Here is a 26427-nt window from a genome sequence, read left to right on the forward strand (position 1 = left end):
CCGAGCGTACGCCGTACCGCGGACGCCCCGGTGGTGCGACGGGCCGTCGTCTACCCTGGGTTCCCGTGAGCACACCGGTCGTCGCAGTCGTGGGTGGGGGCCAGCTGGCCCGGATGATGGCGCCTGCCGCCGGGGAGCTGGGCGTGCACCTGCGTGTCCTCGTCGAGGCGCCCGGCGCGTCAGCCGGGCAGGTGCTCGCGGACACGCCCGTGGGCGCAGCGTCCGACGCCGCAGCGGTGCGTGCGCTCGTCGCGGGCACGAGCGTCGACGGGTGGGACGCACCCCTCGGGCGTGCACGCGCCGACGTCCTGACGTTCGAGCACGAGCACGTGCCCGGCGAGATCCTCGCCGAGACCGTCGAGGCCGGTGTCCCGGTGCACCCGGGCGCGCACGCCCTCGTGCACGCGCAGGACAAGATCGTCATGCGCGAGCGCCTCACGGCGCTCGGCGTCCCGTGCCCCGCGTGGGCCGCGCTCCCGCGAGACCCGGAGGACGCCTCCGTCGCCCTCGCGGCCTTCCTCGCCGAGCACGCCGACGCGGCCGGCCAGGCCGTGCTCAAGACGTCGCGCGGCGGCTACGACGGCAAGGGTGTGCGGCTCGTGTCCTCGGCCGAGGAGGCCGCGGACTGGTTCGACGGCGTCGCCGCGGGCGGTCCTGCGCTCCTCGTCGAGGAGAAGGTGCCGTTCGCGCGCGAGCTCGCGGTCGTCGTCGCACGCCGCCCGTCGGGCGACGCGGTCACCTATCCGGTCGTCGAGTCCGTCCAGCGTGACGGCGTGTGCGCGGAGGTCGTCGCGCCCGCGCCCGACCTCGCCGACGCGCTCGCGCACGAGGCGCGAACGATCGCGCTGACGATCGCCGAGGGCCTCGACGTCACGGGCGTCCTCGCGGTCGAGATGTTCGAGGTCGACGGCCGCGTGCTCGTCAACGAGCTCGCGATGCGGCCTCACAACTCAGGCCACTGGACGATCGACGGCGCCGTGACGAGTCAGTTCGAGCAGCACCTGCGCGCGGTGCTCGACCTGCCGCTCGGGGACACGTCACCGCGTGCGCGGTGGACGGTCATGGCGAACGTCCTCGGCTCGGCGCACGCGGAGCTCGCGGACGCGCTGCCTGCGGTGCTCGCCGCGGACCCGGGCGCGCGCGTGAACCTGTACGGCAAGGACGTGCGCCCCGGCCGCAAGCTGGGGCACGTGAACGTCAGCGGGGACGACCTCGCGGACGTGCGGCGTCGGGCCCTCGCGGCCGCGGCGATACTGCGCGGCGAGTGACCGCGCGCACCGACCGAGATCGAGGAGACACAGCAATGAGCGCAGCACCGGTTGTCGGCATCGTCATGGGCTCGGACTCGGACTGGCCGGTCATGCGCGCGGCTGCCGACGCGCTCGCCGAGCTGGACATCCCCGTCGAGGTGGACGTCGTCTCGGCGCACCGCATGCCGACCGAGATGATCGACTACGGCCGTGACGCGTCGGCGCGGGGCCTGCGTGTGATCATCGCCGGAGCAGGCGGCGCCGCCCACCTCCCGGGCATGCTCGCCGCCGTGACCGAGCTCCCGGTCGTGGGGGTGCCTGTCCCGCTGAAGTACCTCGACGGGATGGACTCGCTCCTGTCGATCGTCCAGATGCCCGCAGGCGTCCCGGTCGCGACCGTGTCGATCGGGGGAGCGCGCAACGCGGGGCTGCTCGCGGCGCGCATCCTCGGGGCGGGCGAGGGCGAGGACGCGGAGGTGTTGCGCGCACGCCTGCGCGGGTTCCAGGAGGAGCTGCGGGACGTCGCCCAGGAGAAGGGGCAGCGGCTGCGCGAGGCGTATGCCGCGGGGGTCAGCGAGGAGGAGTGACCGGAGGGGAGCGACGTCGGCGGCGCTGGTCCGCCGGCCCGGTCACTTCGAGTCGCTGGACTTCTTTCCGTCGGACGTGGACTTCTCCTTGACGAGCCCGTCGGCGTCGTAGCGGCCGGGCTCGAGCGTCCCGGCGAGGATGCCCTTGAAGAACGCGGGGGCCTTGTCGGGTGCGAGCAGGACCGTGGAGCCGACGCCGCCGGGACGGTAGTCGAGCGACTCGATGGGCGGGGTGCCCGTGATGCCGCCCTCGCCCGACGCGGCGCGGAACGCGAGCGCGAGCTGGCCGAGGTTCATGATCCCCGTGCCGTCGCTCGCGCGGATCGCGCCGAGGCCCGAGTCGATGAGCGAGACCTGCTTGCCGGGGTTGACGAGCGTCCCCGCGTTCGCGGCCTTCTTCGTCACGGCGGAGATGAGCTGACGCTGTCGCTCGGCGCGGCCGATGTCGCCCTTCGGGTCGGAGTAGCGCATGCGGACGAAAGCGAGCGCCTTCTTGCCCTTGACCGTGTGGCAGCCGGCCTTCCACTTGAGCTTGGACTTCTTGTCGTCGACGTCGTAGTCGAGGCACAGCTCGACGCCGTCGACCGCGTCCACGAGGTCCTTCACCCCGCCGAGGCCGACCTCGACGTAGTGGTCGACCGTCAGGCCGGTGAGGTTCTCGACGGACGCGACGAGCAGCTCGGGGCCGCCCCACGCGTACGCGGCGTTGAGCTTCGCAGGGCCGCGGCCGGGGATCTCCGTGTACGCGTCGCGCGGGAGGCTGACGAGCGCTGTGGGGCCCGACTCGGGGACGTGGAGCAGCATGATCGTGTCGGTGCGGGCGCCCTCGGTGCCGTCGGCTGCGATCGCGCCGTCGTCACGCGCGTCGGAGCCCGCGAGGAGGTACGTCGTACCGGGGGTGCCGCTCGCGCCGGAGAGTGCGGCGACGTGGTCGATCTTCGAGCCTGCCCACATCACGAGGCCAACCGGCCACGCGATCATGAGGACGAGCAGGAGCGCGAGGGCGAGCGCGACGATGCGTCGCCGGCGCAGACGCCTCCGTGGCGGCCGGGGTCCACCGCCAGGCCCAGCGGCGTCGCCGCGCCCAGGGGGCCCGCCGGGCCCGCCGGAACCGGCCGGCGTGGACGTGGTCGCGCGCGCCGGCCGGACGGTACCGTGCGGTGACGAGCTGACGCGGGCGGGACGAGCCGACGGTGGCCGCGCAGCGGGCGAACCGGTGCGGGCCGGGGGCACGGACGAGGGCGGGCGCTGCTCGCCCGCGGGACGACGCGTCGTCGGGCGCGAGGGGACGTGCGAGACGGGCGCATGGTCACCGCCGACCGGGACCGCGTCCTGCGTCGAGCGCGGGCGTCCCGTCGGCGTGTTCTGGGGTGTGAAGCTGGGCGGCGGCTGACCGCCCGCGGACGGCATGCGGCGCGTCTCGTCGTTCATGCGCGCACCCCGCTCGTCGCCACCCGGGGGTTGCGAGCGGGCAGAGGGCAGGAGTCGGTGGTGCACGTCACGAGAAAGATCCTAAGGAAGCCCCTCGGAGGAGGCGGGCACCGGGGGCACCGATCGGGTGGAGTTGTTGTGGAGATGGCCCCGGGCGGCGGTCGCGTCAGCCGACCGGCCCCGCGCTGGTGTCCTCGTCGTCCTCGGCCTGCGCGTCCTGGCCCGGGGCGACGACTCCGCGCGTCTCGGCGTCCTCCGCACGCGCCTGGGCGAGCGTGAGCTCGCGGGCGAGCACCGTGATGCGTGACTGCAGCTGGTTCATCCGTCGGAACGTCGTCGCCATGAAGCTGAGGAACGCGATCACGAGTGCGTAGAGCAGCAGGTCCGCACCACGGCCGACGCCGATGAGGTTCGCGACCCGGGTGAGGATCTGCGGGAAGAGCACCGACGCCGCCGCCCCCGCCACGAAGAGCATCAGCAGGAGCCGACGGATCGCCTGGTGCCGCGCGTCCGCCGTCGAACGGTTCAGGACCAGGGCGACGCCGACGATCGCGGCGAGAAGGATGAGCTGGATCCACATGGTGGCCTACCGGAAGACGAGGTCGACGAGGATGTTGACCGAGTTGAGCAGCGACTGACCCTTGCCGCGCGAGTAGTCCGTGTACAGGACGTGCACCGGGTGCTCCCGCCACGGCAGGCCGGTGCGGCCGAGGTGCAGGACGATCTCGCTCGCGTGGGCCATGCGGTCCTGGCGCAGGTGGACGCCCCGCGCCGCGTCCGCGCGGATGACGCGCAAGCCGTTGTGGGCGTCGGTCAGCCGCAGCCCTGTCGACTGGTTGGTGAACCACACGGCGACCTTGAGCACGATCTTCTTGAGCAGCCCCGCATCCGTGCGGTCGTCGAGGAAGCGCGACCCGAAGACGATCGCGAGATCCTCGTGCCGGGCCCGCTCGACCATCGCGACGGCGTCGTCCACGCGGTGCTGGCCGTCCGCGTCGAAGGTCACGACATACGTGGCGCCCGCGCTGACGGCGTAGTCGAGGCCCGTCTGCAGCGACGCACCCTGGCCCAGGTTGATCGGGTGACGCAGGACGCGCGCACCTGCCGCGCGCGCGGCGCCGCCGGACCCGTCCGTCGACCCGTCGTCGACGCACACGACGTGCTCGAAGCGTTCGCGTGCCCCGCGCACGACGTCCCCGATCACGCTCGCCTCGTTGAACAAGGGGACCACGAGCCACGCGTCGCTGATCCGGGGGGTGGGCATGACGGCCATTCTTGCACCCGGACAGGTGACGATCGTCCCATCCGCCACGGTGCAGGGCGGTACTCTGGCCGAGGTCGGTGGCGAGGCGCGCCGCAGGCTGTGCGGGCCCGGGCCCGCCCCGCAGGTCCGCTCCTGCGCTCGCGACGACAGACGGAGAAACAGCATGGGTGTGCGCATCGCGGAGACTGCCGACGTCTCCCCGGACGCCACGATCGGAGACGGCTCGTCCGTCTGGCACCTCGCGCAGGTGCGCGAGCAGGTCGTCCTCGGCGAGGGCTGCATCGTGGGCCGTGGCGCATACATCGGCACCGGCGTCCAGGTGGGCGCCCACTGCAAGATCCAGAACTACGCGCTCGTCTACGAACCTGCGTCCCTCGCGGACGGCGTGTTCGTCGGGCCGGCAGCGGTGCTGACGAACGACACGTACCCCCGCGCGATCAACCCGGACGGGTCCCTCAAGGACGCGTCCGACTGGCACGCGGTCGGGGTCACGATCGGGCAGGGCGCGTCGATCGGTGCGCGCGCCGTGTGCGTCGCGCCCGTCACGGTCGGCGCGTGGGCGACGGTCGCCGCGGGCGCCGTCGTGACGAAGGATGTGCCGGCGCACGCCCTGATGGTCGGCGTCCCCGCGCGTCGTGTGGGCTGGGTCGGACGCGCGGGCGAGCCGCTCGTGGCCGACGGCGACGGCTGGCGCTGCCCGGCGACCGGCCAGCGCTACGAAGAGACTGACAACGGAACCCTCCGAGAGGTGGAGAACGCATGACCGAGTTCATCGCACCAGCCAAGCCGATCATCGGTGACGAGGAGCGTGCTGCGGTCGACCGTGTGATGCGCTCGGGCATGGTCGCCCAGGGGCCTGAGGTCGCGGCGTTCGAGCAGGAGTTCGCCGACCAGATGGTCGCCGGCCGCCGCTGCGTCGCGGTCAGCTCGGGCACGTCCGGTCTTCACCTCGGTCTGCTCGCTGCGGGGATCGGCCCGGGCGACGAGGTCATCGTGCCGTCGTTCACGTTCGCCGCGACCGGAAACTCGGTCGCGCTCACGGGTGCGACGCCGGTGTTCGTCGACATCGAGCCCGACACGTTCAACCTGTCGCCTGCCGCTGCCGCCGCTGCGATCACCGAGCGCACGCGCGCCATCATGCCGGTGCACCTCTACGGCCACCCGTTCGACGCGCCCGCCTTCCAGGAGCTCGCCGCCGAGCGCGGCCTGCAGCTGTTCGAGGACGCCGCGCAGGCGCACGGTGCGAGCCTCGGCGGCCAGAAGGTCGGCACGTTCGGCACGTTCGCGATGTTCAGCCTGTACCCGACGAAGAACATGACGTCGGGCGAGGGCGGCATGGTCTCGTGCGCGACCGACGACGTCGCCCGCCAGGTGCGTCTCCTGCGCAACCAGGGCATGGAGAAGCAGTACGCGAACGAGGTCATCGGCTTCAACACGCGCATGACCGACATCCACGCCGCGATCGGCCGCGTGCAGCTGACGAAGGTCGGCGCGTGGACCGAGCAGCGCCGCGCCAACGCAGCGTTCCTCGACGCCGGGCTCGCGACCGTCGCCGGTGTGGTCCCGCCGCCGGTGCGCGAGGGTGCCGAGCACGTCTACCACCAGTACACGATCCGCCTCGACGGCGCGTCGAGCGCCGAGCGGGACGCGTTCGTGGCGGCGCTCAAGGCCGAGCACAACGTCGGCTCGGGCGTGTACTACCCGATCCCGAACCACCGCCTCGCGAGCCTGGAGAAGTACGCGCCGGGCCTCGACCTCCCGGAGACCGAGCGCGCGGCACGCGAGGTCGTGTCGCTGCCCGTCCACCCGTCGCTGACGCAGGCCGACCTCGAGCGCATCGTCTCGGCCGTCGCCGCTGTCGTGAAGGCGGGTGCGTGATGGCTGCCGCGCTGCGGGCGGGGGTCATCGGGCTGGGGGCGATGGGTCGCCACCACGTGCGTGTCCTGCGTGAGATCGACGGCGTCGACGTCGTCGCCGTCGCCGACCCGGCGGGTGACCCGTACCGGGTCGCGGGCGCGCTCGACGTGCTGCCCGACGTCGAGGCGCTGATCGCTGCAGGGATCGACATGGCGGTCGTCGCGGTGCCGACGAAGTTCCACGAGCAGGTCGCGCTCACGCTCGCCGCCGCGGGCGTGCACACGCTCGTCGAGAAGCCGATCGCGGTCGACACGGACGCAGGTGCGCGGCTCGTCGCCGCGTTCGACGCTGCGGGCCTCGTCGGCGCCGTCGGTCACATCGAGCGGTTCAACCCGGCGATCCAGGAGGTGCGCCGTCGCATCGCGGACGGCCAGCTCGGCGAGGTGTACCAGATCTCGACGCGCCGCCAGGGGCCGTTCCCGGCGCGCATCTCCGACGTCGGCGTCATCAAGGACCTCGCGACGCACGACATCGACCTCACGGCGTGGGTCGCGCAGAGCAGCTACGAGTCGGTGGCCGCGCAGACGGCGTTCCGCTCGGGCCGCGAGCACGAGGACATGGTGCTCGTCACCGGCCGCCTCGCGGGCGGCATCAACGTCAACCACACGGTCAACTGGCTGTCCCCGATGAAGGAGCGCGTGACGATCGTCGCGGGCGAGCGGGGCACGCTCGTCGCCGACACGTCGACCGCGGACGTGACGTTCCACGAGAACGGCACGGTGCAGACCGAGTGGGACTCGATGGCGAACTTCCGCGGCGTGACCGAGGGGGACGTCATCCGGTACGCGATCGGCAAGCGCGAGCCGCTGCGCGCGGAGGCGGAGGCGTTCCGCGACGCGGTCCTCGGCCTCGAGAACCGCACGGTGTCGATGGCCGAGGGGCTCGCCACGCTGCGGGTCGCCGAGGCGATCGAGCGCTCGGCCGTCACGCAGGAGACCGTCCGCCTGTGACGGCGGCGTCTCGCCTGCGGGTCGCCCTCGTCACCCGCATCTTCGCGCCCGAGCCCGCTGCGGCGTCGTTCCGGCTCGAGGCGCTCGCCCGCGCCCTCGGGCGTGCCGACGCCCGGGTGACGGTCCTGACGACGACGGCGCGGCGTGACCTGCGCGTGGCGGCCGCCGCGGTCGACGAGGACCTGCGCGAGGCGCGGGTCGAGGTGGACCGCGCGCCCGTCGTGCGTGACCGCACGGGATACGTGCGCGGGTACCTGCCGTACCTGAGCTTTGACGTCCCGGCCCTCGTCCGCCTGCTCGCTGAGCTGCGCCCGGACGTCGTCATGTGCGAGCCGCCGCCGACGACGGGCGCGGTCGTGCGCGTCGCGTGCGCGCTGCGACGGCTGCCGTACGTCTACTACGCGGCTGACGTGTGGTCGGACGCGACGGCGGGCGACGGCGCGACGCCGGGGCTCGTCTCGCGCGTGCTCGCAGCGGTCGAGGGGTGGGCCATGCGGGGCGCGATCGGTGTCGTCGCGGTGTCGCCCGAGGTAGCCGAGCGGGTCGAGGCGCTCGTCGAGCGTCGTCCGCGCGCGGCGGCGCGACGCCGGCCCGAGGTCGTCGTCGTGCGCAACGGCGTGGACACGGACGTGTTCCGGCCGGGGCTGCCCTGCCCGGACGAGGCGCCCGGGCGATTCCTCGTCTACGCGGGCACGACGTCCGCATGGCAGGGCGCGGACGTGTTCGTGCGCGCGATGCCCGCTGTCCGTGCTGCTGTGCCGGACGCGGAGCTCGTGATCCTGGGGCAGGGGAGCGACTGGGACGATCTCGCGGCGCTCGGCGCCGAGCTGGCACCGGGGGCGGTGCACGTGCGCAGGCTCGTCCCGGCGGTCGAGGCTGCGGCGTGGCTGGGCGCGGCGAGCGGCGCGCTCGTGAGCGTGCGCCCCGGCGTCGGCTACGACATGGCGCTGCCCACGAAGACGTTCGCCGCGGCTGCGTGCGGCACTCCTGTCGTGTTCGCGGGCCCGGGGCCTGCGGTGCCGATCGTCCGGGAGAACGACCTGGGCCACGCTGTCGACCACGACGTCGCAGCCGTCGCCGACGCGATGGTCGCCGTGCTGCAGGCCGACGACGCCGCGCGGGCCGCCCAGCGCGAGCGGCTGGCCGCCTGGGCGCGGGACAACGCGAGCATCGCTCGCGTGGGTGAGGCTGTCGCCGCCCACGTGCGACGATGGCGCGACGGTGCGGCCACGGCCGCAAGGACGAAGCAGGACGGGGACGGCACGCCGTGAAGGTCATCTGGCGCACGTGGGCGCGGCTGATGCCGCTCCTGCCGGGCCGCGCGCGCCGGTTCCTGGTCTGGTACATGGTCGCGAGCGCGTGCTTGTCGCTGCTCGACGTCGCGGCGCTCGGCCTGCTGGCGCTCGCCCTCACGCCGATGCTCACGGGCTCGGGCGGGAGCGCGTCGCTCCCGCTCCTCGGCGAGGTCGGCAACGTCGCCGTGATCGGCGTCGTCTCGGGCCTCATCGTGGTCAAGGGGGTGCTCGCGGTCACGCTGCAGTGGGTCGCGACGCGTCGCTTCGCGACGTACGAGCTCGAGATCGGCGACCGGCTCTTCGACGCGTACATCCGCGCTCCGTGGACGGACCGGTTGTCCCGCTCGACGTCGCAGCTCGTGCGGCTCGCGGACGTCGGCATCGCGAACGCGACCGCGGGGTTCCTGCTGCCCGTCGCGGGCTTGCCGGCGCTCGCCGCGACGTTCGGCTCGGTGCTCGTCGTGCTCGTCGTCACGCAGCCCGTCACCGCTGCGATCACGCTCGTGTACCTGGGTCTCGTCGGCGCGGTGATGTATGCGTTCGTGTCGCGCCGCTCGATCCAGGCGGGGCTCGTCAACCGTGACTACTCGTTCAAGGTCGCGCGCCTCATGACGGAGATGGTCGGGGCGCTCAAGGAGATCACGCTGCGGGACAAGGCGGGGGAGGTTGCGGACGTCGTGCGCAGCAACCGTCGTCACACGGTCCGGGCGCGTGCGAACCTGTCGTTCCTGTCGGCCGTGCCGCGGTACGTGATCGAGTCCGCGATCGTCGGCGGGTTCGTCCTCGTGGGCGGGGCGGCGTACCTCATGGACGGGCCGGAGCAGGCGTTCGCGGCGCTCGCGATGTTTGGCGTGGCGGGGTTCCGCATGGTCCCGGCGATCACGAGCTTCCAGGCGGTCATCGCGACGACGGCCGCGAACATCCCCAACGTCGAGGCCGTCATCACGGACATCGAGGCGGCGGAGGGCTACCTGCGCCGCGCCGAGGAGACGGGTCGCGAGCCGCTCGCGAGGGAGCCGGAGCACCTGCGGCTGCGCGGCGTCGCGTTCGCGTACCCGGGCGGTGCCGAGCCGGCGGTGCGCGACGTCGACCTCGACCTGCCGATGGGCTCGTCGCTCGCGCTCGTGGGCGTCTCGGGAGCCGGCAAGTCGACCCTCGTCGACATCCTGCTCGGCCTGCTCGTGCCGTCGGAGGGCACGATCGACGTCGACGGTCAGCGGCTCGAGGACGTGCTCGCCGCGTGGCGGTCCCGGGTCGGCTACGTGCCGCAGGACGTGTCGCTGTTCGACGGGACGGTCGCGCAGAACGTCGCGCTCACGTGGACGCACGACATCGACCGCGACCGCGTGCGGGACTGCCTCGCGCGTGCGCAGCTGCTCGACGTCGTCGACGCGCGTGACGGGGGCCTCGACGCGCGCATCGGCGACCGCGGCATGGCGCTCTCTGGCGGGCAGCGGCAGCGCCTCGGCATCGCGCGCGCCCTGTACTCGGACCCGCTCGTGCTCGTCCTCGACGAGGCGACGAGCGCGCTCGACACGCAGACGGAGGCGAGCGTCGCGGCGGCGATCGCGGGGCTGCGCGGGCAGGTCACCCTGATCTCGGTCGCGCACCGGCTCTCGACGATCCGGCACTCGGACCAGGTCTGCTTCATGGCGGACGGGACGATCGCAGCGCGCGGCACGTTCGACGAGCTCGTCGCCCAGGTGCCCGACTTCCAGGTGCAGGCCGCGCTTGCGGGTCTCGTCGACGATGCTGAGCGGGTGGAGGGGGACGACGATGAGGACTGACCACGCTGTCGACGTCGTGATCGCGGTGCACTCCCCGACGCGGCCCGTCGAGCGTGCCGTGCGCAGCGCCCTCGCGGGCTCCGAGGACCTCGTGCGCGTGACCGTCGTGTGCCACGACGTGGGTGTCACGACGATCGAGGAGCGCCTCGACCTCGACCCCGCCGAGCGCGACCGCGTGCGGCTCCTCGGCTACCAGGACCACGTCCGCAGCCCGGCAAGCCCGTTCAACCACGGCCTCGACAACACGTCGGCTGCCTTCGTCGCGGTGCTCGGCTCGGACGACGTGCTCGAGCCCGGCGCGGTGCGTGCGTGGTTCGACGTCGCGCGGGAGCGCGGGTCGGACGTCGTGCTCGCTCCGCTGCGCGGGCCGGACGGCAAGCCGTTGCGCAACCCGCTCGTGCGCGCGGGCACCGGGCGCCCGGGCAGGCGGGCTGCGACGCCCCTCGACCCGGTCGCCGACCGCCTCGCGTACCGTTCCGCTCCGCTCGGTCTGCTGCGCCGCGCGACCGTCGACCGGCTCGGGCTGCGCTTCACGGAAGGGCTCGCGACGGGGGAGGACCTCGCGTTCTCCGTGCCGCTGTGGTTCTCCGGCGCACGTATCGACATGGTGCCGTCAGGTCCGGCGTACGTCGTCGGTGGTGGCGCGGACGACCGCGTTACCGAGGTGGTCCGGCCGGTCGCCGACGAGCTCGCTGCCCTCGACGACCTGCTCGTGCGAGTCCTGCGCGAGGGCGGGCTCGCGGACCGTATGCGGCCGTCGGAGCGTCGCGCGCTCGCGGTCAAGGTGCTGCGCATCCACGTGCTCGGCGCCCTGTCGCGGCGTCCGCGCCGCGAGGACTGGCGAGACGGCGACGCGTCCGTCCTGCGCGGCGCGGCGCGCGACTGGCTCGACCTCTCACCTGCTGCGCTGCACGCGTTCGCGCGCGGCGACCGGGACGCGCTCGACGTGCTCGCGGGCAGCGGGCCGGTCGGCCGCGCCGAGGATGCCGACGACGGCGCGCTCGCCGACGCGTTCGCCGCAGCCGCCCGCCGCCGCGCGAGGGCGGGCCGTGTCGCGACCCTCCTGCCGCGCGACCTGCCCGACGTCCTCGACCCCGAGAGCACGCTGCGCCGGTACGTGCGCTACCGGATGCCGTGGTGACAAGGACCCTGCTGTGACTCCCAAGATCCCCGCCCCCGTCTCGCGCCTCGCGGGCGCCGTCGTGCGCCGCATCCCCGAGCCGGTGCTGCACCGGGTGGCGCCGAGCCTACTGCCGTTCAGCCCGCAGGACGTGCCGCCGACCCCGCCCGTCCCCGCGACGCCGGTGCGCCTGTACCTCGGTCCGGCCAACTATGCGGGCCAGGGTTATGCGTGGGCGCGCGCGGCTGAGCGGTTGCCAGGGGTCGGCGCGATCAGCATGGCGGCCGAGCGTCCCGGCGGCTTCGGCTTCACGTCCGACTACCCGGTGCCGATCGCGGTGTACGGGTCGTCGCGTCGCTGGCAGCGTCGGCAGAAGGCGTACGTCGAACGGTTCACGCACGTCGTCGTCGAGGCGCAGCGCGCCCTGTTCGGCACGCTCATGGCGACCCCGAGCCAGCGCAACGGCGCGTACGCGGAGGCGCGCGCGCTCGCGGCGCACGGGGCGCGTGTCGCGATGCTGTGCCACGGGTCCGACATCCGCGTGCCGTCGCGCCACCTTGCGGGCGCGACGCCGTGGTCGCCGTTCGGCGACCCTGAGTGGGAGCTCGTCGGGCATCTCGAGCGGCAGACCCGTGCGGCTGAGGCAGCGCTCGTCGAGCTGCGCGCGGCGGGCATCCGGACGTTCGTCTCGACCCCTGACCTGCTGCTCGACCAGCCGGAGGCGACGTGGCTGCCGGTCGTCGTCGACCTGGAGGTGTGGCGCACGCAGGCGCCGCCGCTCGAGCGGGAGGTGCCGCTCGTGGTGCACGCGCCCTCGGCGTCGCGGCTCAAGGGAACCGAGCTCGTCGAGCCGGTGCTCACGGAGCTGGACCGGCGCGGATGGATCACATATCGCCGCGTCGAAGGGGTCACGTCGGCGCAGATGCCGGCGCTCTACCGGGACGCGGACATCGTGCTCGACCAGTTCGCCCTCGGCAGCTACGGCGTCGCGGCGTGCGAGGCGATGGCTGCCGGTCGGGTGGTGGTGTCGCACGTGACGCAGCAGTCTCGCGACGTGGTCCGGGCTGCGTGCGGGCTCGACCTGCCGATCCTCGAGGGGAACCCGGACACTCTCGAGGACGTGTTCACGGCCCTCCTCGACGACCGTGCGGGCGCGGGGGAACGGGCGGCGCGGCAGGGCCCCGAGCTCGTCCGCGTCCTGCACGACGGCGCGGAGTCGGCTCGCGTGCTCGCGCCGTTCCTCGGCGTCGAGGCGGCGGAGCCCGACACGGGCGAGCGCTGACGCGGCGTCTGCCTGGTCCCGTCGGCGCCCCGCGCGTGTGCGCGTCGTTCCCTGAGCACCTGGAAGGATGGAGGGCGTGAGTGCCTCGAACCGCCCGCGCCTGCTGATCCTGTCGTTCTCCCCGATCGCGTCGGACGCCCGTGTCCTCAAGCAGGTCGAGCTGTTCGCCGGCCGGTATGACGTGACGACGTGCGGTTACGGGCCCGCACCTGCGGGCGTCGTCGAGCACCTGCAGCTTCCCGACGACGCGACGATCGCGCTCGACGGGCGCCTCATCACGCTGCGCGCCTACCCGCTCGTGTACTCGCGCACGCCCGCCGTCGTCGCGGCGCGAGCCGCGCTCGCGGGGCGCACGTTCGACGTCGTGCTTGCGAACGACGTCGAGACGGTCCCGCTCGCGCTCAGCCTGCGCGCGCCCGTCCACGCGGACCTGCACGAGTACTCGCCGCGGCTGCACGACGACAACCCGGCGTGGGCGCGACGCATCGGCCCGTACGTGCGCTGGCTGTGCCGCCGCTATGTCAGCCGGGCGGCGTCGGCGACGACGGTCGGCGAGGGGCTCGCACGGGCGTACGAGTCCGAGGTCGGGGTGCGCGCGCAGGTCGTGACGAACGCTGCGCCGTACGCCGAGCGGACGCCCACCGAGGTCGTCTGCCCGTTGCGGCTCGTCCACTCGGGCGCCGCGCTGCGCAACCGCGACCTCATGGTGCTGCTCGACGCCGTCGCGCTCACGACGACGCCCGTCACGCTCGACCTGTACCTCATGCCGAACGACCCGGCGTACATCGCCGAGCTGCGTGCCCGCGCGGCGCAGATCGACGGCGTGCGCGTGCTCGACCCGGTGCCGTACGCGCAGCTCGGGGACACGCTCGCGGGGTACGACGTCGGCATCCACGTGCTGCCGCCGGTGAACTTCAACAACGCCCACGCGCTGCCCAACAAGCTGTTCGACTACGTGCAGGCGCGGCTCGCGCTCGTGGTGGGCCCGACGCCGGAGATGGCGGCCGCGGTCGAGCGGCACGGCATCGGGACGGTCGCGTCGGGCTTCGACGCGCGCTCGCTCGCGGACGTGCTCGACAGCCTCACGCCGGAGAAGGTCGCGGAGCAGCGGGCGGCGTCGCACGCGGTCGCGCGCGAGCTGAGCGCCGAGCAGCAGGTGCTCGTGTGGGAGCGCGCGATCGACGCGCTCGTCGCGACGTCCGCCGGCGGGGGCTCGCGATGACCGCCCGTCCGACCCTGCTGATCCTGTCGTTCTCGCCGATCGCGTCCGATGCGCGCGTGCTCAAGCAGGTGCGCATGCTCGCGCAGGACCACGACGTCACGACGTGCGGGTACGGCCCGGCGGTCGTGCTCGACGACGGTCGTGTGGTCGAGCACCTGCGCGTCGACGACGCGAACGAGCACTGGCGCAAGGCGCCCGTACCCCTCCTCGCGCGCCAGTTCGGGCGCGTGTACTGGGGCAATGCGGCAGTCGCGCAGGCGCGAGAGCTGCTCGCGGGCCGCACGTTCGACATCGTCCTCGCCGACGACGTCGACGCCGTCCCGCTCGCCCTGTCGGCCGAGCCGCGCTGGGGCGTGCACGCCGACCTGCACGAGTACGCCCCGAAGCAGAACACCGAGCTGCGCCGCTGGCGCTGGTTCGTCGCGCCGTACATGCGCTGGCTGTGCCGCCGCTTCGTCACGCGCTGCGCGTCGGTGACGACGGTCGCGCAGGGGATCGCGGACGAGTACGAGCGGCGGTTCGGCATCCGCGCGGGCGTCGTGACGAACGCGTCGCCCTACCAGGACCTCACGCCCGGCCCGGTGGGGTCACCCGTGCGCCTGGTCCACTCGGGCGTCGCGCTGCGCAATCGCAGCCTCGAGATCCTGGTCGATGCCGTCGCCGCCGCGACCGCCGACATCACCCTCGACCTGTTCCTCGTCCCGAACGACCCGGGCTACCTCGCGGAGCTGCGCGAGCGTGCGGCGGGCGAGCCGCGCGTGCGCATCCACGACCCGTTGCCTTACTCGGAGCTCGTCACGACGTTGAACGGGTTCGACGTGGGCCTGCACCTGCTGCCGCCCGTCAGCTTCAACAACGCGAACGCCCTGCCCAACAAGGTCTTCGACTACGTCCAGGCGCGGCTGGGCCTGATCGTCGGGCCGAGCCCCGAGATGACGCGCGTCGTGCGCGAGCACGGCGCCGGTGCGGTGACCGCGGACTTCACGCCCGCCGCGCTGACCGCGGTGCTCGACGCGCTCACCGCCGAGCAGGTCGAGGCGTGGAAGGCCGCGTCGCACGCGAGCGCGCGCGAGCTCTCCTCGGAGAGCCAGGTCGAGATCTGGCGCGAAGCGATCGAGGCGCTGCACCCGTAGGGGCCTCGTCTGCGCGCTGCGGGAAGGCTAGGTTGGCTGGCATGGAGCCGGTCCTGGTCGACGAGCGCGACACGACGTGGGAGAGCGACACGACGGACCTGCGCGTGTTCATCCATCGGCCCGGGTGGTTCGTCAGTGTGTACGACGTCGACGACGCGACGCTCGCCGAGGTCGAGGCGTGGGCACAGGGAGTCGAGGGCGCGGTCGGGTACCAGATCGCGCAGCGGGTCGTGCTGCCCGACGCAGGACCCGGGCTCGTCTGGCTCGTCGACCGGGCGCCCGCGCCGCCGGCTCGTGAGGGGCCCGACCCTACCCCCGCGATCGCCGTCGGCTTCGTCGAGGACTGACCCTGCCTCAGTCTGCCTCGAGGACCTCGGTGACCGCGTCCTTGACCGCCGTCGCGTCCACCGGTGCGCCCCAGGCTCCGTAGAGTCGCTCGGACGTGTTGCCGCCTCCGGTCGAGATCATGACCTCGGTCGCGCCCGGGACGTCCATGTAGAGGCTGACGTCGGCTGGCATGCCTGCGACGAGCTCGATGGGCTTCGTGGAGGTGATCTGCCACAGCGAGCGCTCAGCGCCGTCGAGCGCCGTGACCTCGTCACGTCCTTCGATGACCCATTCGTCGGAGAGCCGCACGAGCGCGGCCTGGAAGCCGGGCTGCACCTGAGGGCGCAGCGCTTCGACGTGGCTGGACGCCAGCTGTTCGTCGGGCGACCCTCCCGCGTCTGCCCGCACCCACCGGCCTTCGTCCTCGCTCGCGCCGCCGTCGGGGGTGACGACGACGCGGTCGCCGCCGTCTCGGCCCGTCAGGAGGGCGTAGGTGCCGTCCTCGGCGTGGAGCCACTGCGTCTCGACGCCAGGGTCGTCGGACGTGAGCCGCACGAGGCTGCTGCCGGTGCGCGCCGTGCGCTCGAAGTCCTCGAGGCACCGGCCCAGGTCGTCTCCGGTGATGCGGGAACCTTCGACGAGCTCGATCGCTGCACACGACGCAGGGAGGGCCGGGGCGGCGGGAGCCGTGGGCTCGCTCGGTGCCGCGGGCTCGGTGGAGCCTCCGGGGCCGTCAGCGGACGGTGTCGTGCTGGTCGCCGCCGCGGACGGCCTCTCGGATCCGCCGGCGGCGCAGCCGCTGGCGGTCGCGAGCGTGACGCCGAGGAGCAGCAGACCGCGCCCGAGGGCGGTGAGAGGGGGTCGAGACGGCGCGCGCACGTAAGTCTCCTCGCGTCGGGTCGGCGGGCTGCCCGACCTCGGCGCGGCCGGTGTCCTCACGGTATGAGGGTTTCGTCCGTCGCGCGCCCGCACGTCTCACGGACCGGGAAAGCGCCCGCTCGGCCGGCAGACCAGATGCACCACTAAGTCGTGCGTCCGGTCTGACTACCGGGGCGCGAGCGCCCGGAGCGCGTCGCCGAGGACATCGAGGCCGTGGTGCAGGTCGCCCGTGCGGATGGTGAGCGGGGGAGCGAGGCGGATGGTGGCGCCGTGGGTCTCCTTGGCGAGCACACCGCGACGCGCCATCTCCTCGCAGAGCGCGCGCCCGCCGTCGGGCCCGTGCGTGCCGTGCACGTCGACGCCTGCCCACAGCCCGACGGAACGCACGCTGTCGAGCAGGCCCTCGTCGACGAGGGCGTCGAGGCGCTCGCGCATCTGCGCGCCCAGCACGGTCGCGCGCCCCTGGAGGTCGCCCGGGCTCAACAGCTCCGCGACCGCGATACCGACGGCGCACGCGAGCGGGTTCCCGCCGAACGTCGACCCGTGCGTCCCGGGCGTGAGCACGCCGAGCACGTCCGTCCGGCCGACGACCGCGCTCACCGGCAGGATCCCGCCGCCGAGCGCCTTGCCGAGCGTCGTCAGGTCCGCGCGCACACCCGCGAGGTCCTGCGCGAGCGTCGTCCCCGTGCGTCCGAGCCCCGACTGCACCTCGTCGAGCACGAGCAGCACGCCCGCGTCGTCGCACGCCCGGCGCAGGCGCGGCAGGTAGCCCTCGGGCGGCACGATGACGCCCGACTCACCCTGCACCGGTTCGACGAGCACCGCGACGGTCGTGTCGTCGATCACGTCCGCGACCGCGTCGGCGTCGCCGTACGGCACGACGACGAACCCCGGCGTGTACGGACCGAACCCGTCGTGGGACTCGGGGTCAGTCGAGAACGACACGATCGTCGTCGTCCGACCGTGGAACGCACCGTCGGCGACGATGATCGTCGCCTGCCCGGGCGCGACGCCACGTACCTCGTAGCCCCACTTCCGCGCCGCCTTGATCGCGGTCTCGACCGCCTCGGCGCCTGTGTTCATCGGCAGGAGCATCTCGGTGCCTGTCAGCGAGGTGACCGCCTCTGCGAACGGCTCGAGCAGGTCGTGGTCGAACGCCCGCGACGTGAGCGTGACCCGGTCGAGCTGTGCGTGCGCCGCCTCGACGAGCGCCGGGTGCCGGTGTCCGAAGTTCAGCGCCGAGTACCCGGCGAGCAGGTCGAGGAAGCGCCTGCCGTGGACGTCCGTGACCCAGCTACCCTCGCCGCTCGTGAGCGTGACGGGCAGGGGAGCGTAGTTGCGTGCGAGCGCGGACACGTCGGCCTCCTCACCGAGGCGCGCCGTCGCGCCCCGTGCCTCGACTCTAGAGCCGGCCGCGTCTCGCCCGCCATGATGTCTACGTATGGCGACATTGACGCCATGTCGCCATACGTAGACATTGTGTTCGTGTCGCCATACGATGACATCATGTCCGATCCGACCTACCTCAACGCGCGCTCCGTCACCCGTCTCGGCACCGCCGTGACAGGCCTGCGCAAGCGCCGCGGATACACGCAGGCCGAGCTGGCGCGCAGGGCTGACGTCTCCCGCCAGTGGCTCGTCGCACTCGAGAACGGCCGGACCGAGGGCCTCGAGGTCGGGCGCCTGATGCGCCTGCTGGAGACCCTCGACGCGAGCCTCGTCATCCGGGACGAGGGAACGCTGTGACAGCCCCGACCCGCCTCGCCGTGACGCTCGCCGGCGAGCACGTCGCCGACGTCGAACGGATCCGCGGGCGTCTTCGCCTCACCTACACGGACGGCGCCGCCCGAGCCGGCACCACACCGCTGTCGCTCTCCTTGCCCCGCGAGCGAGGCGCCTTCACGGGCGACGTGGCCGAGACGTACCTCAGAGGACTGCTCCCCGAGAGCCCCGCCGCGATCGAGGCCCTGCGAGCGACGTACGGCGTCGACCCGAACGACCCCCTCGATGCCCTCGGCGCGATCGGCCGCGACTGCGCCGGAGCCGTGCAGTTCCGCCATCCCGACGAGGTGGACGGTCCCCGCGAGGGTGGCGATCTGCTCCCGGCCACGTCCTCCGACATCGAGGGGCGGCTCGCCTCGATGCGTTCGGGCAACGACTCGTCGTGGACCATGCCCGGCGAGCACTGGTCGCTCGGCGGCATGCAGGACAAGCTTGCGCTGCGACACGAGGACGGTCGGTGGTTCTGGGCGCACGGCGACGAGCCGACGACCCACATCGTCAAGCCCGGCGTCCGTGGCGCGAGGTCCCAGGCTCTCGTCGAGGACATCACGATGCGCGCGGCCGCGATGCTCGGGTGCAACGTCGCGGTGACGGCGTTCACCGACTTCAGGTCCGAGAGGGCAATCGTCATCGAGCGATTCGACCGAGCCCGCGTGGCCAACGGGCGCCTCGTGCGCACGCATGCGGAAGACGTGTGCCAGGCGCTCGGTGTCCGCGAGAAGTACGAAGAGCTCGGCGGCCCGTCGGCGGCGACCGTCGCACGCTTCTTGCGCGACGCCGCAGAGACGGCCCGAGAGGCGAGGGCAAACGTCGCGGGCTTCGTCGACGCCGTCGTGCTCAACACCGTCGTCGCAGCCCCCGACGCGCACGCACGCAACTACTCGGTCCTTCTCGACGGTGACTCGGTCCGGCTGGCGCCGTTGTACGACGTCGCGACAGCCCTTGCCTACGCACCGCACCAGGGGGAGGTGCGCCCTGTCGCCATGAGCATCGGCGGGTGCGCCGACGCGGCCCGCATCGACCGCGAGCACTGGAAGCGGTTCGCCGACGATGTCGGCGTCGCCGCCGAGACCGTCCTCGACCGCGTTGCCGAGGTGCGTGAGCGCGCGCCCCGCGCCTTCCTCGCCGCGCTCGACGAGATCGAGGACGACTGGGACGGTCAGGTCGCCGACGTCCGGTCGCGGCTGAAAGCCGGGCTCGACGCGCTCCCAGACCGGGGTTGACCTAGCGAGAGTCGCGCGGCGCAGCGAGCGTCAGGCCAGCAAGGCCGCGATCACACGCCCTGCGGCGTGCCCGTCGCCGTACGGCGTCGAGTCCGTGTCCGCAGGGTGCGGGCGCACGACGGCGTCACGCACGGCCGCGGAGCCTGCCTCGCCTGTCGGGTCCGTCACGAGGACGTTCCAGCCGAGCTCGACCGTCTCGACCCACTCGGTCTCCGTGCGCAGGGTCGTGCACGGCACACGCAGCAGGAACGCCTCCTTCTGCAGGCCGCCCGAGTCGGTGACGACGCCCGCGCTCGCGGACACCGCCGCGACGAGGTCGGGATACGCGAGGGGAGCGTGCGTCCGCAGCGAGCCGCCCTCGAGCGCGAGCCCCGCGTCCGCAGCCTTCGCGACGAGACGCGGGTGCGCGAGCAGCAGCACCGGCCGGTCGAGGCTGCGCAGCGCGTCGAGGATCCCGCCGAGGCGGGCGACGTCGTCCGTGTTCTCCGCGCGGTGGATCGTCGCGACGTAGTACCCGCCTGCGGTGAGGCCCGCCTCGGCGAGGAGAGCCGGACCGCCGTCCGTGCCGCCGTCGGCCAGGGCCTTGTCACGCGTCGCGTACAGGACGTCCGTCATGACGTCCCCGACGAGGACCGAGCGGGCCGCGAGGCCCTCCTCCGCGAGGTGCTTCATCGCGACCTCGGTCGGCGCGAGGCACAGGTCCGCCGCGTGGTCCGTCATGACGCGGTTGTGCTCCTCGGGCATGGCCCGGTTGAACGAGCGCAGGCCGGCCTCGAGGTGAGCGACCGGCACGTGCAGCTTCACTGCCGACAGCGCGCCCGCGATCGTCGAGTTCGTGTCGCCGTACACGAGCACCCAGTCCGGGCGGTGCTCCAGCAGCACGTCGTCCATCCCGGCGAGGATCGCACCCGTCTGGGCGCCGTGCCCGCCCGAGCCCACGCCCAGGTGCACGTCCGGTGCCGGGATGCCCAGGTCCTCGAAGAACACGTCGGAGAGCATCGGGTCGTAGTGCTGCCCCGTGTGCACGATGACGTGCTCGACGCCGGCCGCCGCAGCGGCGTGCGCGATCGGTGCGAGCTTGACGAACTGAGGACGGGCGCCGACGACGGACAGGATCTTCACGCCGCTCACCCTACCGAGGCCTCGCGTCGCCGCAGGCAGGGAACCTGGCGCCGGGCCGCTAACCTGGGCAGGTGAAGATCCTCGTGGCCACGACCTGGTTCCCGACGCCGGGATCGCCCGCGACCGGCTCGTTCGTCGCGAAGGACGTCGCCGCGCTCTCCGAGAACAACGACGTGCGCGTCCTTCACCTCGTCGCCCCACGCCTCGCTGAAGGCGCCCCGACGCAGACCGAGGTCGGCGGCGTCCCGGTCGAGCGTGTCGTCATGGAGCCCAGCGCGGTGCGGCAGCACGCTGCTGCGCGCGCGGCGATCCTCGAGCGTGCGAGCGACGCCGACGTGCTGCACACGATGGCGTTCTCGACGCTCCTGCCGTTCGTCCGGCACGACCGGCCGCAGGTGCCCTGGGTGCACACCGAGCACTGGCACGGCGTCACGACGCGCGTCGACCTCCCGCTCGTCATGCGCCTCGCGACCCCGCTCCTGCTCCCGGTCCTGCGCAAGCCCGACGTCGTCACCGCCGTGTCCAAGATGGCGACCGCCCCGATCCGCGACCTGCGCGGTGACCGCCCCACGTCCGTCGTGCCGTGCATCGCGGCGACGCCCGCCGTCGTCCCGCCGCGCCGCGTGCGCGCCGGCACCACCGCCGAGGGCGCGCCGCTGCGGCTCGTGTCCGTCGGCGCGATGGTCCCCGGCAAGGACCCCGTCCTCATGGTCGAGACGCTCGGCGAGCTGCGCCGCCGCGGTGTCAACGCGTCGCTCACGTGGGTGGGTGACGGCCCGCTCCGCGGCGACGCGCTCGCGGCCGCCGACCGGCTGCGCGTCCGCGACCACCTCACGATCACCGGGCAGGTCGAGCCCGACGTCGTGTTCGCGCAGCTCGCCGCCGCTGACGTGTTCGTCCTGCCGACCCGCTCCGAGACGTTCGGCGTCGCGATCGCCGAGGCGCTCGCGCACGGCCGTCCCGTCGTCGTCGGCGCCGAGGGCGCGCAGCGCGAGTACGTGCGCGGCGAGGTCGGCACGTTCGTCGAGGGACGCGCGCCCTCCGACTGGGCAGACGCCGTGCTGCACGTCGACGAGGAGACTCAGGGGCTCTCCGCCGCGCAGATCGCAGCGTCGATCGGGCGCGCGTTCTCCCCGCAGTCGGTCGTCGCCGGGTTCGAGCGGGCCTACCGCGACGCGATCGTCACGGCGGCGCGCGAGCACGGCATCGTAGGACGCAGGCGCGGATGAGCGGCGGCACGCTCGGCGGGGAGCAGCCGGTCGTGGACGTCGTCGTCGCCGTCCACTCGGAGCACCGCCCGATCGAGCGCGCCGTCGCCTCGGCCCTGACCGGGAAGGTCCCGGTCCGGGTGACGGTCGTGTGCCACGAGGTCGACCCCGGCCTCGTCGAGGCGCGGCTGCAGCACGTGAGCCGGACGTCCGCCGCGGGCCCGCACAGCATGTGGCTCGTCTGCTTCTCCGACGGCGTCCGCAGCCCTGCGGGTCCCTTCAACCATGGCCTCGACTGTGCGCAGGCGCCGTTCGTCGCGCTCCTCGGGTCCGACGACGTCCTCGAACCAGGCGCGATCGACTCGTGGGTGCGACTGCAGCGCCAGACGGGCGCGGACGCGGTCGTCCCGAGGCTGCGTCACGGCGCTCTCGGCGCGCCGGGCGCGCCTCCGGGCCCCGGGCCTGCCGTCCCGACGCCGCCCGCGCGGCCCTTCCGCACGCGTCGCCTCGACCTCGTGCGGGACCGCCTCGCGTACCGCAGCGCACCGCTCGGGCTGCTGCGCCGCGAGACCGTCGAGCGGCTCGGGCTCGCGATGACGCCCGGCATGCCGGTCGGCGAGGACACCTGGTTCGGGCTCGGCCTGTGGACGGGCGCGGACGCCGTCGCGTACGACCGTCGGGGCCCGGCGTACGTCATCGGCGCCGACGCCGCGGACCGCGTCACCTTCACCGCCAAGCCCGTCGAGGACGAGCTCGCGTGCGTGCACGACGCCGTCGCGCGCCCCACGCTCGAGGCGCTCCCGCGCCCGGCCCGGCGAGCCGTCGCCGCCAAGCTCACACGCATCAACCTCTTCGCTGCCGTCCACAACCGGGGCACCGCCCACGTCTGGACGCGCGGTGACCTCGCAGGCCTGCGCGCGGCTGCCCTCGCGCTCGCGGACTTCGCACCCGGCTACGAGCGCGTCCTGTCGGTCGCCGAGCGCGACCTGCTCGACGCGGTGCGCGCCCCGGAACCGTCGGACGACGACATCGCGCAGCGCGGCGCGGACCTCGCGCGCCTCTCCGTGCGACGCCGACGCCACGGCACCTTCGTGACCCTGCGGACGCGCGACCCGCGCGCCCTCCTCGCCCGAGAGGCGCCGCTGCGCCTCATGACGGCGTCGGTCCTCAGCACGCGTCTGTGAGGTCGCGCGGTCGTATGCTCGGGGGCGGAAAGCGCCGACCAGGTCGACGCCCCACCCCCGACACGCAGATCTCTAGGAGCCCCATGCGCATCGCAGTACTCGCCCTCGGCAAGATCGGCCTGCCGCTCGCCGTGCAGTTCGCCGACGCCGGGCACGACGTCGTCGGGGTCGACGTCAACGCGCGGACGGTCGAGCTCGTCAACGCGGGGACCGAGCCGTTCCCCGGCGAGACGGACCTCGCCGAGAAGCTCGCCGCGACCGTCGCGGCGGGGCGTCTGCGCGCGACGACCGACTACGCCGACGCTGTCCCGGGCGCCGACGCGGTCGTGCTCGTGGTGCCGTTGTTCGTCGACGAGGAGACCGCCGAGCCCGACTTCGCGTGGATGGACGCCGCGACCCGCGCGCTCGGCGAGCACCTGACGCCTGGCACGCTCGTCTCCTACGAGACGACCCTCCCGGTGGGCACGACGCGGGGCCGCTGGAAGCCGATGCTCGAGGAGACGTCGGGCCTCGTCGAGGGCCGCGACTTCCACGTCGTCTTCTCGCCCGAACGCGTCCTGACGGGCCGCGTCTTCGCGGACCTGCGCAAGTACCCCAAGCTCGTCGGCGGGCTCAGCGCCGAGGGTGCCGACCGCGCGACCGCGTTCTACGAGGCCGTCCTCACGTTCGACGAGCGCGACGACCTCGCGCGCCCGAACGGCGTGTGGGACCTCGGCTCCGCCGAGGCCGCCGAGATGGCGAAGCTCGCCGAGACGACCTACCGCGACGTCAACATCGCGCTCGCCAACCAGTTCGGGGCGTTCGCCGAGAAGGTCGGCATCGACATCTACCAGGTGATCGAGGCCTGCAACTCGCAGCCCTACTCGCACCTGCACCGCCCGGGCATCGCCGTCGGCGGTCACTGCATCCCCGTGTACCCGCGCCTCTACCTGTCGGTCGACCCGGACGCGTCCGTCGTCCGTGAGGCGCGCGCGGTCAACGCCGCGACGCCCGCCCGGGTGGTCGCCCGCGCGGAGGAGCTGCTCGGCTCGCTCGACGGTCTCACGGTCGCAGTGCTCGGTGCGTCCTACCGCGGCGGCGTCAAGGAGACGGCCTTCTCGGGGGTGTTCCCGGTCGTCGCGGCGCTCGAGTCGCGCGGCGCGAGGGTCGTCGTCCACGACCCGATGTTCACCGACGAGGAGCTCGAGAGGATCGGGCTCGTCCCGTTCCACCTCGGTGGCTCCGCCGAGGTCGCGATCGTCCAGGCCGACCACCGGGACTACGCGCAGCTCGCCCCGGCCGACGTGCAGGGCGTGCGCCTGCTCGTCGACGGCCGCCGCGTGACCGACGCAGCCCTGTGGCAGGGCGTCCCGCGTCTCGTGATCGGCACGGGGGCGCCTGCATGAGCTGGTGGGAGCTCCTCCCGGGGCTCCTGACCATGACTGTCGCCGTCGTCGTGCCGGGTGCGCTCGTGCTGCGCGCGGCGGGCGTGCGCGGGATCCTCGCGCTCGGGGGCGGCGCGGCCGTGTCGGTCGCGCTCTACGGCACGACGGCGATCGTGCTCGACCGTCTCGGTGTCGCGTGGTCGTGGCCGCCCGTCCTCGTCGCGCTCACCGCCGCCGTCGGCCTCGCCGCGCTCCTCGGAGGGTGGGGACGTCGCACGCGCCGTGTGCGCGGCTCGGCCCCCGACGGCCTCGCGGACCCCGATCTCCGGCTCGACCGGCGCGGAGCGGCCTGGGTCGGCGGGGCCGTCGCGGTCTCGGCGCTCCTGCTCGCGCTCCCGATCGCGCGCGGCATGGTGGCCCCGGATGCGCTCATGCAGCACTGGGACGGCGTCTACCACGTCAGCGGGGTCCAGGCGATCCTCGACACCGGCAACGCGTCGTCGCTCGGCGCGATGGCGCCGCTGTACGGGGCGGTGTCGCCGACCGTCTACTACCCGGCGGCGTGGCACGGCATCGTCGCGCTCGCTCCGGGCTTCGCGAGCGTCGCCGCCGCCGCGAACGCGTCGACCTTCGTGTTCGGCGTCGTCGTGTGGCTCCTGGGCATGGCCGCCCTCGGCCGCACCTTGCTCGGCGGGGACCCGCGGCGCACCGCGCTCGTCGTCGTGCTCGGGGCAGGCTTCAGCGCGTTCCCGGTCGTGATCCTCTCGACGCTCGCCCAGTGGCCGTTCGGTGCGGGGATCGCGTTGATCCCCGGTGTCCTCGCGCTCATGGTCGCGGCGCTGCGGGGGCACCCGGGCGTCGCGCCGATCACGGCGCCCGGGCGGCTCGTGCCGACCGGCGTCGTGCTCCTCACCGCGCTCGCCGGCGTCGCGCTCGCGCACGCGTCGGCGCTGTTCTCCGCGCTCCTCCTGCTCGTACCCGGAGTGGTCGCGCTGCTCGCGCGCGGGCTCGCGCGCCGCTGGCGCACGGGCGAGCCTGCCCGACGCCGCCGCGTGGCTGTCGGGACGTCCGTCGCTGCGGTCGCGCTCGTCGTGGGCGGTGCGGTGCTGCTCGCGAACCCGGTCGTGCGCAACGTGCTCGCGTACGAGCGCGACGTCGACACGCCCTTCCACCTCGCTGTGCTGCACACGGTCCTCGGGCAGCCGCTCGGGTGGCCCACCGTCGGGAACCTGCCGGTCGCCCTGCTGACGATCGTCGGCATCGTCGCGGTCGTGCGGGCGTCGCTGCGTCGGGCGCGCACGGGTGCGCCCGACGCGCCGCGGGACGCGGCCGTCGTCGGTCAAGCGAGCATCTGGATCGTCGTCGCGTACGTGCTCGTCGTGGCGCTGACGGCGCTCGCGTCCGGGCCTCCGAACGTGCTGAGGCTCCTCACCGGGCTCTGGTACACGCAGGCGGCGCGTGTGGGTGCCGTGCTTCCCGTCGTCGCGGCGCCCCTCGCGGCGGTCGGCGCGCTCGCGTGCGCCCGCTTCATGGGGACGCGCGCGACGCGGACGGACGGTCCGGTCGCCCGGCGCCTGCGGGGTGTCCCTGTCGTGGCGGCCGCGTCCGGGCTCGTCGTCGCGCTCGTCGTCGTGACGGTCGGGTGGTTCGTGCCCGCGCGCACGGGCCGGTTCGAGCAGGCCTACGTCCCCGAGAAGATCGTGTGGGGCACGATGGTCCGCGCCGAGGAGGTCGAGCTGCTGCGCCGCATGCCGCAGACGACGCCTGCGGACGCGGTCGTGCTGGGCGACCCGCGTAACGGCGCAGCCTTCACCTACTCCGTCGCGCACCGCCGGGCGGTCTTCCCGCAGCTCGCCGTGCAGAACCTGTCCGCAGACCAGCGTCTCCTGCGCGAGCGGTTCGCCGACCTGGACGCGGAGGTGTGTGCGGCGGTCGAGCGGCTCGGGGTCACGCACTTCTACCTCGACACGGCCGGCGTCGCGGACGGTGCGAAGGTCGACGTCGACGCGGTCGGGCTGCTGCGTGCGCCCGCGTCGGGCGTCGAGGTCGTCGACACGGCGGGCACGACGACCCTCTACCGCGTCACCGGCTGCTAGCGAC

24 protein-coding genes are annotated in these 26427 nt (G+C 73.6%); 18 read left to right on the top strand and 6 right to left on the bottom strand.

Features of this window, described 5'->3' with window-relative positions:
• Nucleotides 1-65 precede the first annotated feature (65 nt).
• Complete coding sequence (locus HF995_RS10580) at nt 66-1268, top strand: 5-(carboxyamino)imidazole ribonucleotide synthase (protein ID WP_350308845.1); 1203 nt, start codon at nt 66-68, stop codon at nt 1266-1268.
• Between the two features lie 35 nt (nt 1269-1303).
• A complete protein-coding gene (gene purE / locus HF995_RS10585) occupies nt 1304-1837 on the top strand; it encodes a 5-(carboxyamino)imidazole ribonucleotide mutase (protein ID WP_168447767.1) in 534 nt (177 codons plus the stop codon).
• A 42-nt stretch (nt 1838-1879) separates the two neighbouring features.
• On the opposite strand, the gene HF995_RS10590 is transcribed toward purE, so the two are convergent.
• The 3 genes from HF995_RS10590 to HF995_RS10600 form a co-directional block, all read right to left on the bottom strand.
• Nucleotides 1880-3268: an LCP family protein gene (locus HF995_RS10590; protein ID WP_286189526.1), complete on the bottom strand. Its 1389-nt coding sequence runs from the start codon at nt 3266-3268 to the stop codon at nt 1880-1882.
• Nucleotides 3269-3434: 166 nt separating this feature from the next.
• Nucleotides 3435-3848, bottom strand: a complete 414-nt coding sequence (locus tag HF995_RS10595) for a DUF2304 domain-containing protein (protein ID WP_168447768.1) — start codon at nt 3846-3848, stop codon at nt 3435-3437.
• A 6-nt stretch (nt 3849-3854) separates the two neighbouring features.
• Complete coding sequence (locus HF995_RS10600; RefSeq protein WP_286189527.1) at nt 3855-4532, bottom strand: glycosyltransferase family 2 protein; 678 nt, start codon at nt 4530-4532, stop codon at nt 3855-3857.
• A 163-nt stretch (nt 4533-4695) separates the two neighbouring features.
• On the opposite strand from HF995_RS10600, the gene HF995_RS10605 reads away from it, so the two are divergent.
• The 10 genes from HF995_RS10605 (at nt 4696) to HF995_RS10650 (ending at nt 15585) form a co-directional block, all read left to right on the top strand.
• Complete coding sequence (locus tag HF995_RS10605) at nt 4696-5295, top strand: acyltransferase (protein ID WP_168447770.1); 600 nt, start codon at nt 4696-4698, stop codon at nt 5293-5295.
• Nucleotides 5292-6410, top strand: coding sequence for a DegT/DnrJ/EryC1/StrS family aminotransferase (locus tag HF995_RS10610; protein WP_168447771.1), 1119 nt, complete (start codon nt 5292-5294; stop codon nt 6408-6410). The genes HF995_RS10605 and HF995_RS10610 overlap by 4 nt, the downstream gene beginning before the upstream one ends.
• Nucleotides 6410-7399, top strand: coding sequence for a Gfo/Idh/MocA family protein (locus HF995_RS10615; protein WP_168447772.1), 990 nt, complete (start codon nt 6410-6412; stop codon nt 7397-7399). The genes HF995_RS10610 and HF995_RS10615 overlap by 1 nt, the downstream gene beginning before the upstream one ends.
• Complete coding sequence (locus HF995_RS10620; RefSeq protein WP_350308846.1) at nt 7396-8670, top strand: glycosyltransferase; 1275 nt, start codon at nt 7396-7398, stop codon at nt 8668-8670. Before HF995_RS10615 ends, HF995_RS10620 begins: the two co-directional genes overlap by 4 nt.
• A complete protein-coding gene (locus tag HF995_RS10625) occupies nt 8667-10481 on the top strand; it encodes an ABC transporter ATP-binding protein (protein WP_168447773.1) in 1815 nt (604 codons plus the stop codon). Before HF995_RS10620 ends, HF995_RS10625 begins: the two co-directional genes overlap by 4 nt.
• Nucleotides 10471-11622, top strand: a complete 1152-nt coding sequence (locus HF995_RS10630; RefSeq protein ID WP_168447774.1) for a glycosyltransferase family 2 protein — start codon at nt 10471-10473, stop codon at nt 11620-11622. Before HF995_RS10625 ends, HF995_RS10630 begins: the two co-directional genes overlap by 11 nt.
• Nucleotides 11623-11635: 13 nt before the next feature.
• Nucleotides 11636-12883, top strand: coding sequence for a hypothetical protein (locus HF995_RS10635; RefSeq protein ID WP_168447775.1), 1248 nt, complete (start codon nt 11636-11638; stop codon nt 12881-12883).
• Nucleotides 12884-12959: 76 nt separating this feature from the next.
• On the top strand, nt 12960-14105 hold the full coding sequence (locus HF995_RS10640) for a glycosyltransferase family protein (protein ID WP_350308847.1): 1146 nt from the start codon (nt 12960-12962) through the stop codon (nt 14103-14105).
• The gene (locus tag HF995_RS10645) at nt 14102-15238 is read left to right on the top strand and encodes a glycosyltransferase (protein WP_168447777.1); all 1137 of its coding nucleotides are present in this window, start codon (nt 14102-14104) and stop codon (nt 15236-15238) included. The genes HF995_RS10640 and HF995_RS10645 overlap by 4 nt, the downstream gene beginning before the upstream one ends.
• 41 nt (nt 15239-15279) lie before the next feature.
• Nucleotides 15280-15585, top strand: coding sequence for a hypothetical protein (locus HF995_RS10650; protein ID WP_168447778.1), 306 nt, complete (start codon nt 15280-15282; stop codon nt 15583-15585).
• A gap of 7 nt (nt 15586-15592) precedes the next feature.
• Here HF995_RS10650 and HF995_RS10655 read toward each other — a convergent pair whose 3' ends face one another.
• Both HF995_RS10655 and rocD read right to left on the bottom strand, forming a co-directional pair.
• Nucleotides 15593-16444: a hypothetical protein gene (locus HF995_RS10655; protein ID WP_168447779.1), complete on the bottom strand. Its 852-nt coding sequence runs from the start codon at nt 16442-16444 to the stop codon at nt 15593-15595.
• Between the two features lie 165 nt (nt 16445-16609).
• The gene (gene rocD, locus HF995_RS10660) at nt 16610-17800 is read right to left on the bottom strand and encodes an ornithine--oxo-acid transaminase (protein WP_350308848.1); all 1191 of its coding nucleotides are present in this window, start codon (nt 17798-17800) and stop codon (nt 16610-16612) included.
• Nucleotides 17801-17950: 150 nt separating this feature from the next.
• Between rocD and HF995_RS10665 the strand changes: the two genes are divergently transcribed.
• Nucleotides 17951-18190 carry a helix-turn-helix transcriptional regulator gene (locus HF995_RS10665; protein WP_245854807.1) on the top strand — a complete coding sequence of 80 codons (240 nt, stop codon included), beginning with the start codon at nt 17951-17953 and terminating at the stop codon, nt 18188-18190.
• On the top strand, nt 18187-19449 hold the full coding sequence (locus HF995_RS10670) for a HipA domain-containing protein (protein WP_168447781.1): 1263 nt from the start codon (nt 18187-18189) through the stop codon (nt 19447-19449). The genes HF995_RS10665 and HF995_RS10670 overlap by 4 nt, the downstream gene beginning before the upstream one ends.
• A gap of 30 nt (nt 19450-19479) precedes the next feature.
• Here HF995_RS10670 and wecB read toward each other — a convergent pair whose 3' ends face one another.
• Nucleotides 19480-20571: a non-hydrolyzing UDP-N-acetylglucosamine 2-epimerase gene (wecB, locus tag HF995_RS10675; RefSeq protein ID WP_168447782.1), complete on the bottom strand. Its 1092-nt coding sequence runs from the start codon at nt 20569-20571 to the stop codon at nt 19480-19482.
• 71 nt (nt 20572-20642) lie between these two features.
• On the opposite strand from wecB, the gene HF995_RS14155 reads away from it, so the two are divergent.
• The 4 genes from HF995_RS14155 (at nt 20643) to HF995_RS10695 (ending at nt 26423) form a co-directional block, all read left to right on the top strand.
• Nucleotides 20643-21800 (top strand): glycosyltransferase, encoded by a 1158-nt coding sequence (locus tag HF995_RS14155; RefSeq protein ID WP_168447783.1) that lies wholly within the window; start codon nt 20643-20645, stop codon nt 21798-21800.
• Nucleotides 21797-22963 carry a glycosyltransferase gene (locus HF995_RS10685; protein ID WP_168447784.1) on the top strand — a complete coding sequence of 389 codons (1167 nt, stop codon included), beginning with the start codon at nt 21797-21799 and terminating at the stop codon, nt 22961-22963. Before HF995_RS14155 ends, HF995_RS10685 begins: the two co-directional genes overlap by 4 nt.
• Nucleotides 22964-23046: 83 nt before the next feature.
• Nucleotides 23047-24348 (top strand): nucleotide sugar dehydrogenase, encoded by a 1302-nt coding sequence (locus HF995_RS10690; RefSeq protein ID WP_168447785.1) that lies wholly within the window; start codon nt 23047-23049, stop codon nt 24346-24348.
• Nucleotides 24345-26423, top strand: a complete 2079-nt coding sequence (locus HF995_RS10695; protein WP_168447786.1) for a DUF6541 family protein — start codon at nt 24345-24347, stop codon at nt 26421-26423. The genes HF995_RS10690 and HF995_RS10695 overlap by 4 nt, the downstream gene beginning before the upstream one ends.
• Nucleotides 26424-26427 lie beyond the last annotated feature (4 nt).

Origin of the sequence: Sanguibacter hominis ATCC BAA-789 (assembly GCF_012396185.1) — a bacterium.
GTDB lineage: Bacteria > Actinomycetota > Actinomycetes > Actinomycetales > Cellulomonadaceae > Flavimobilis > Flavimobilis hominis.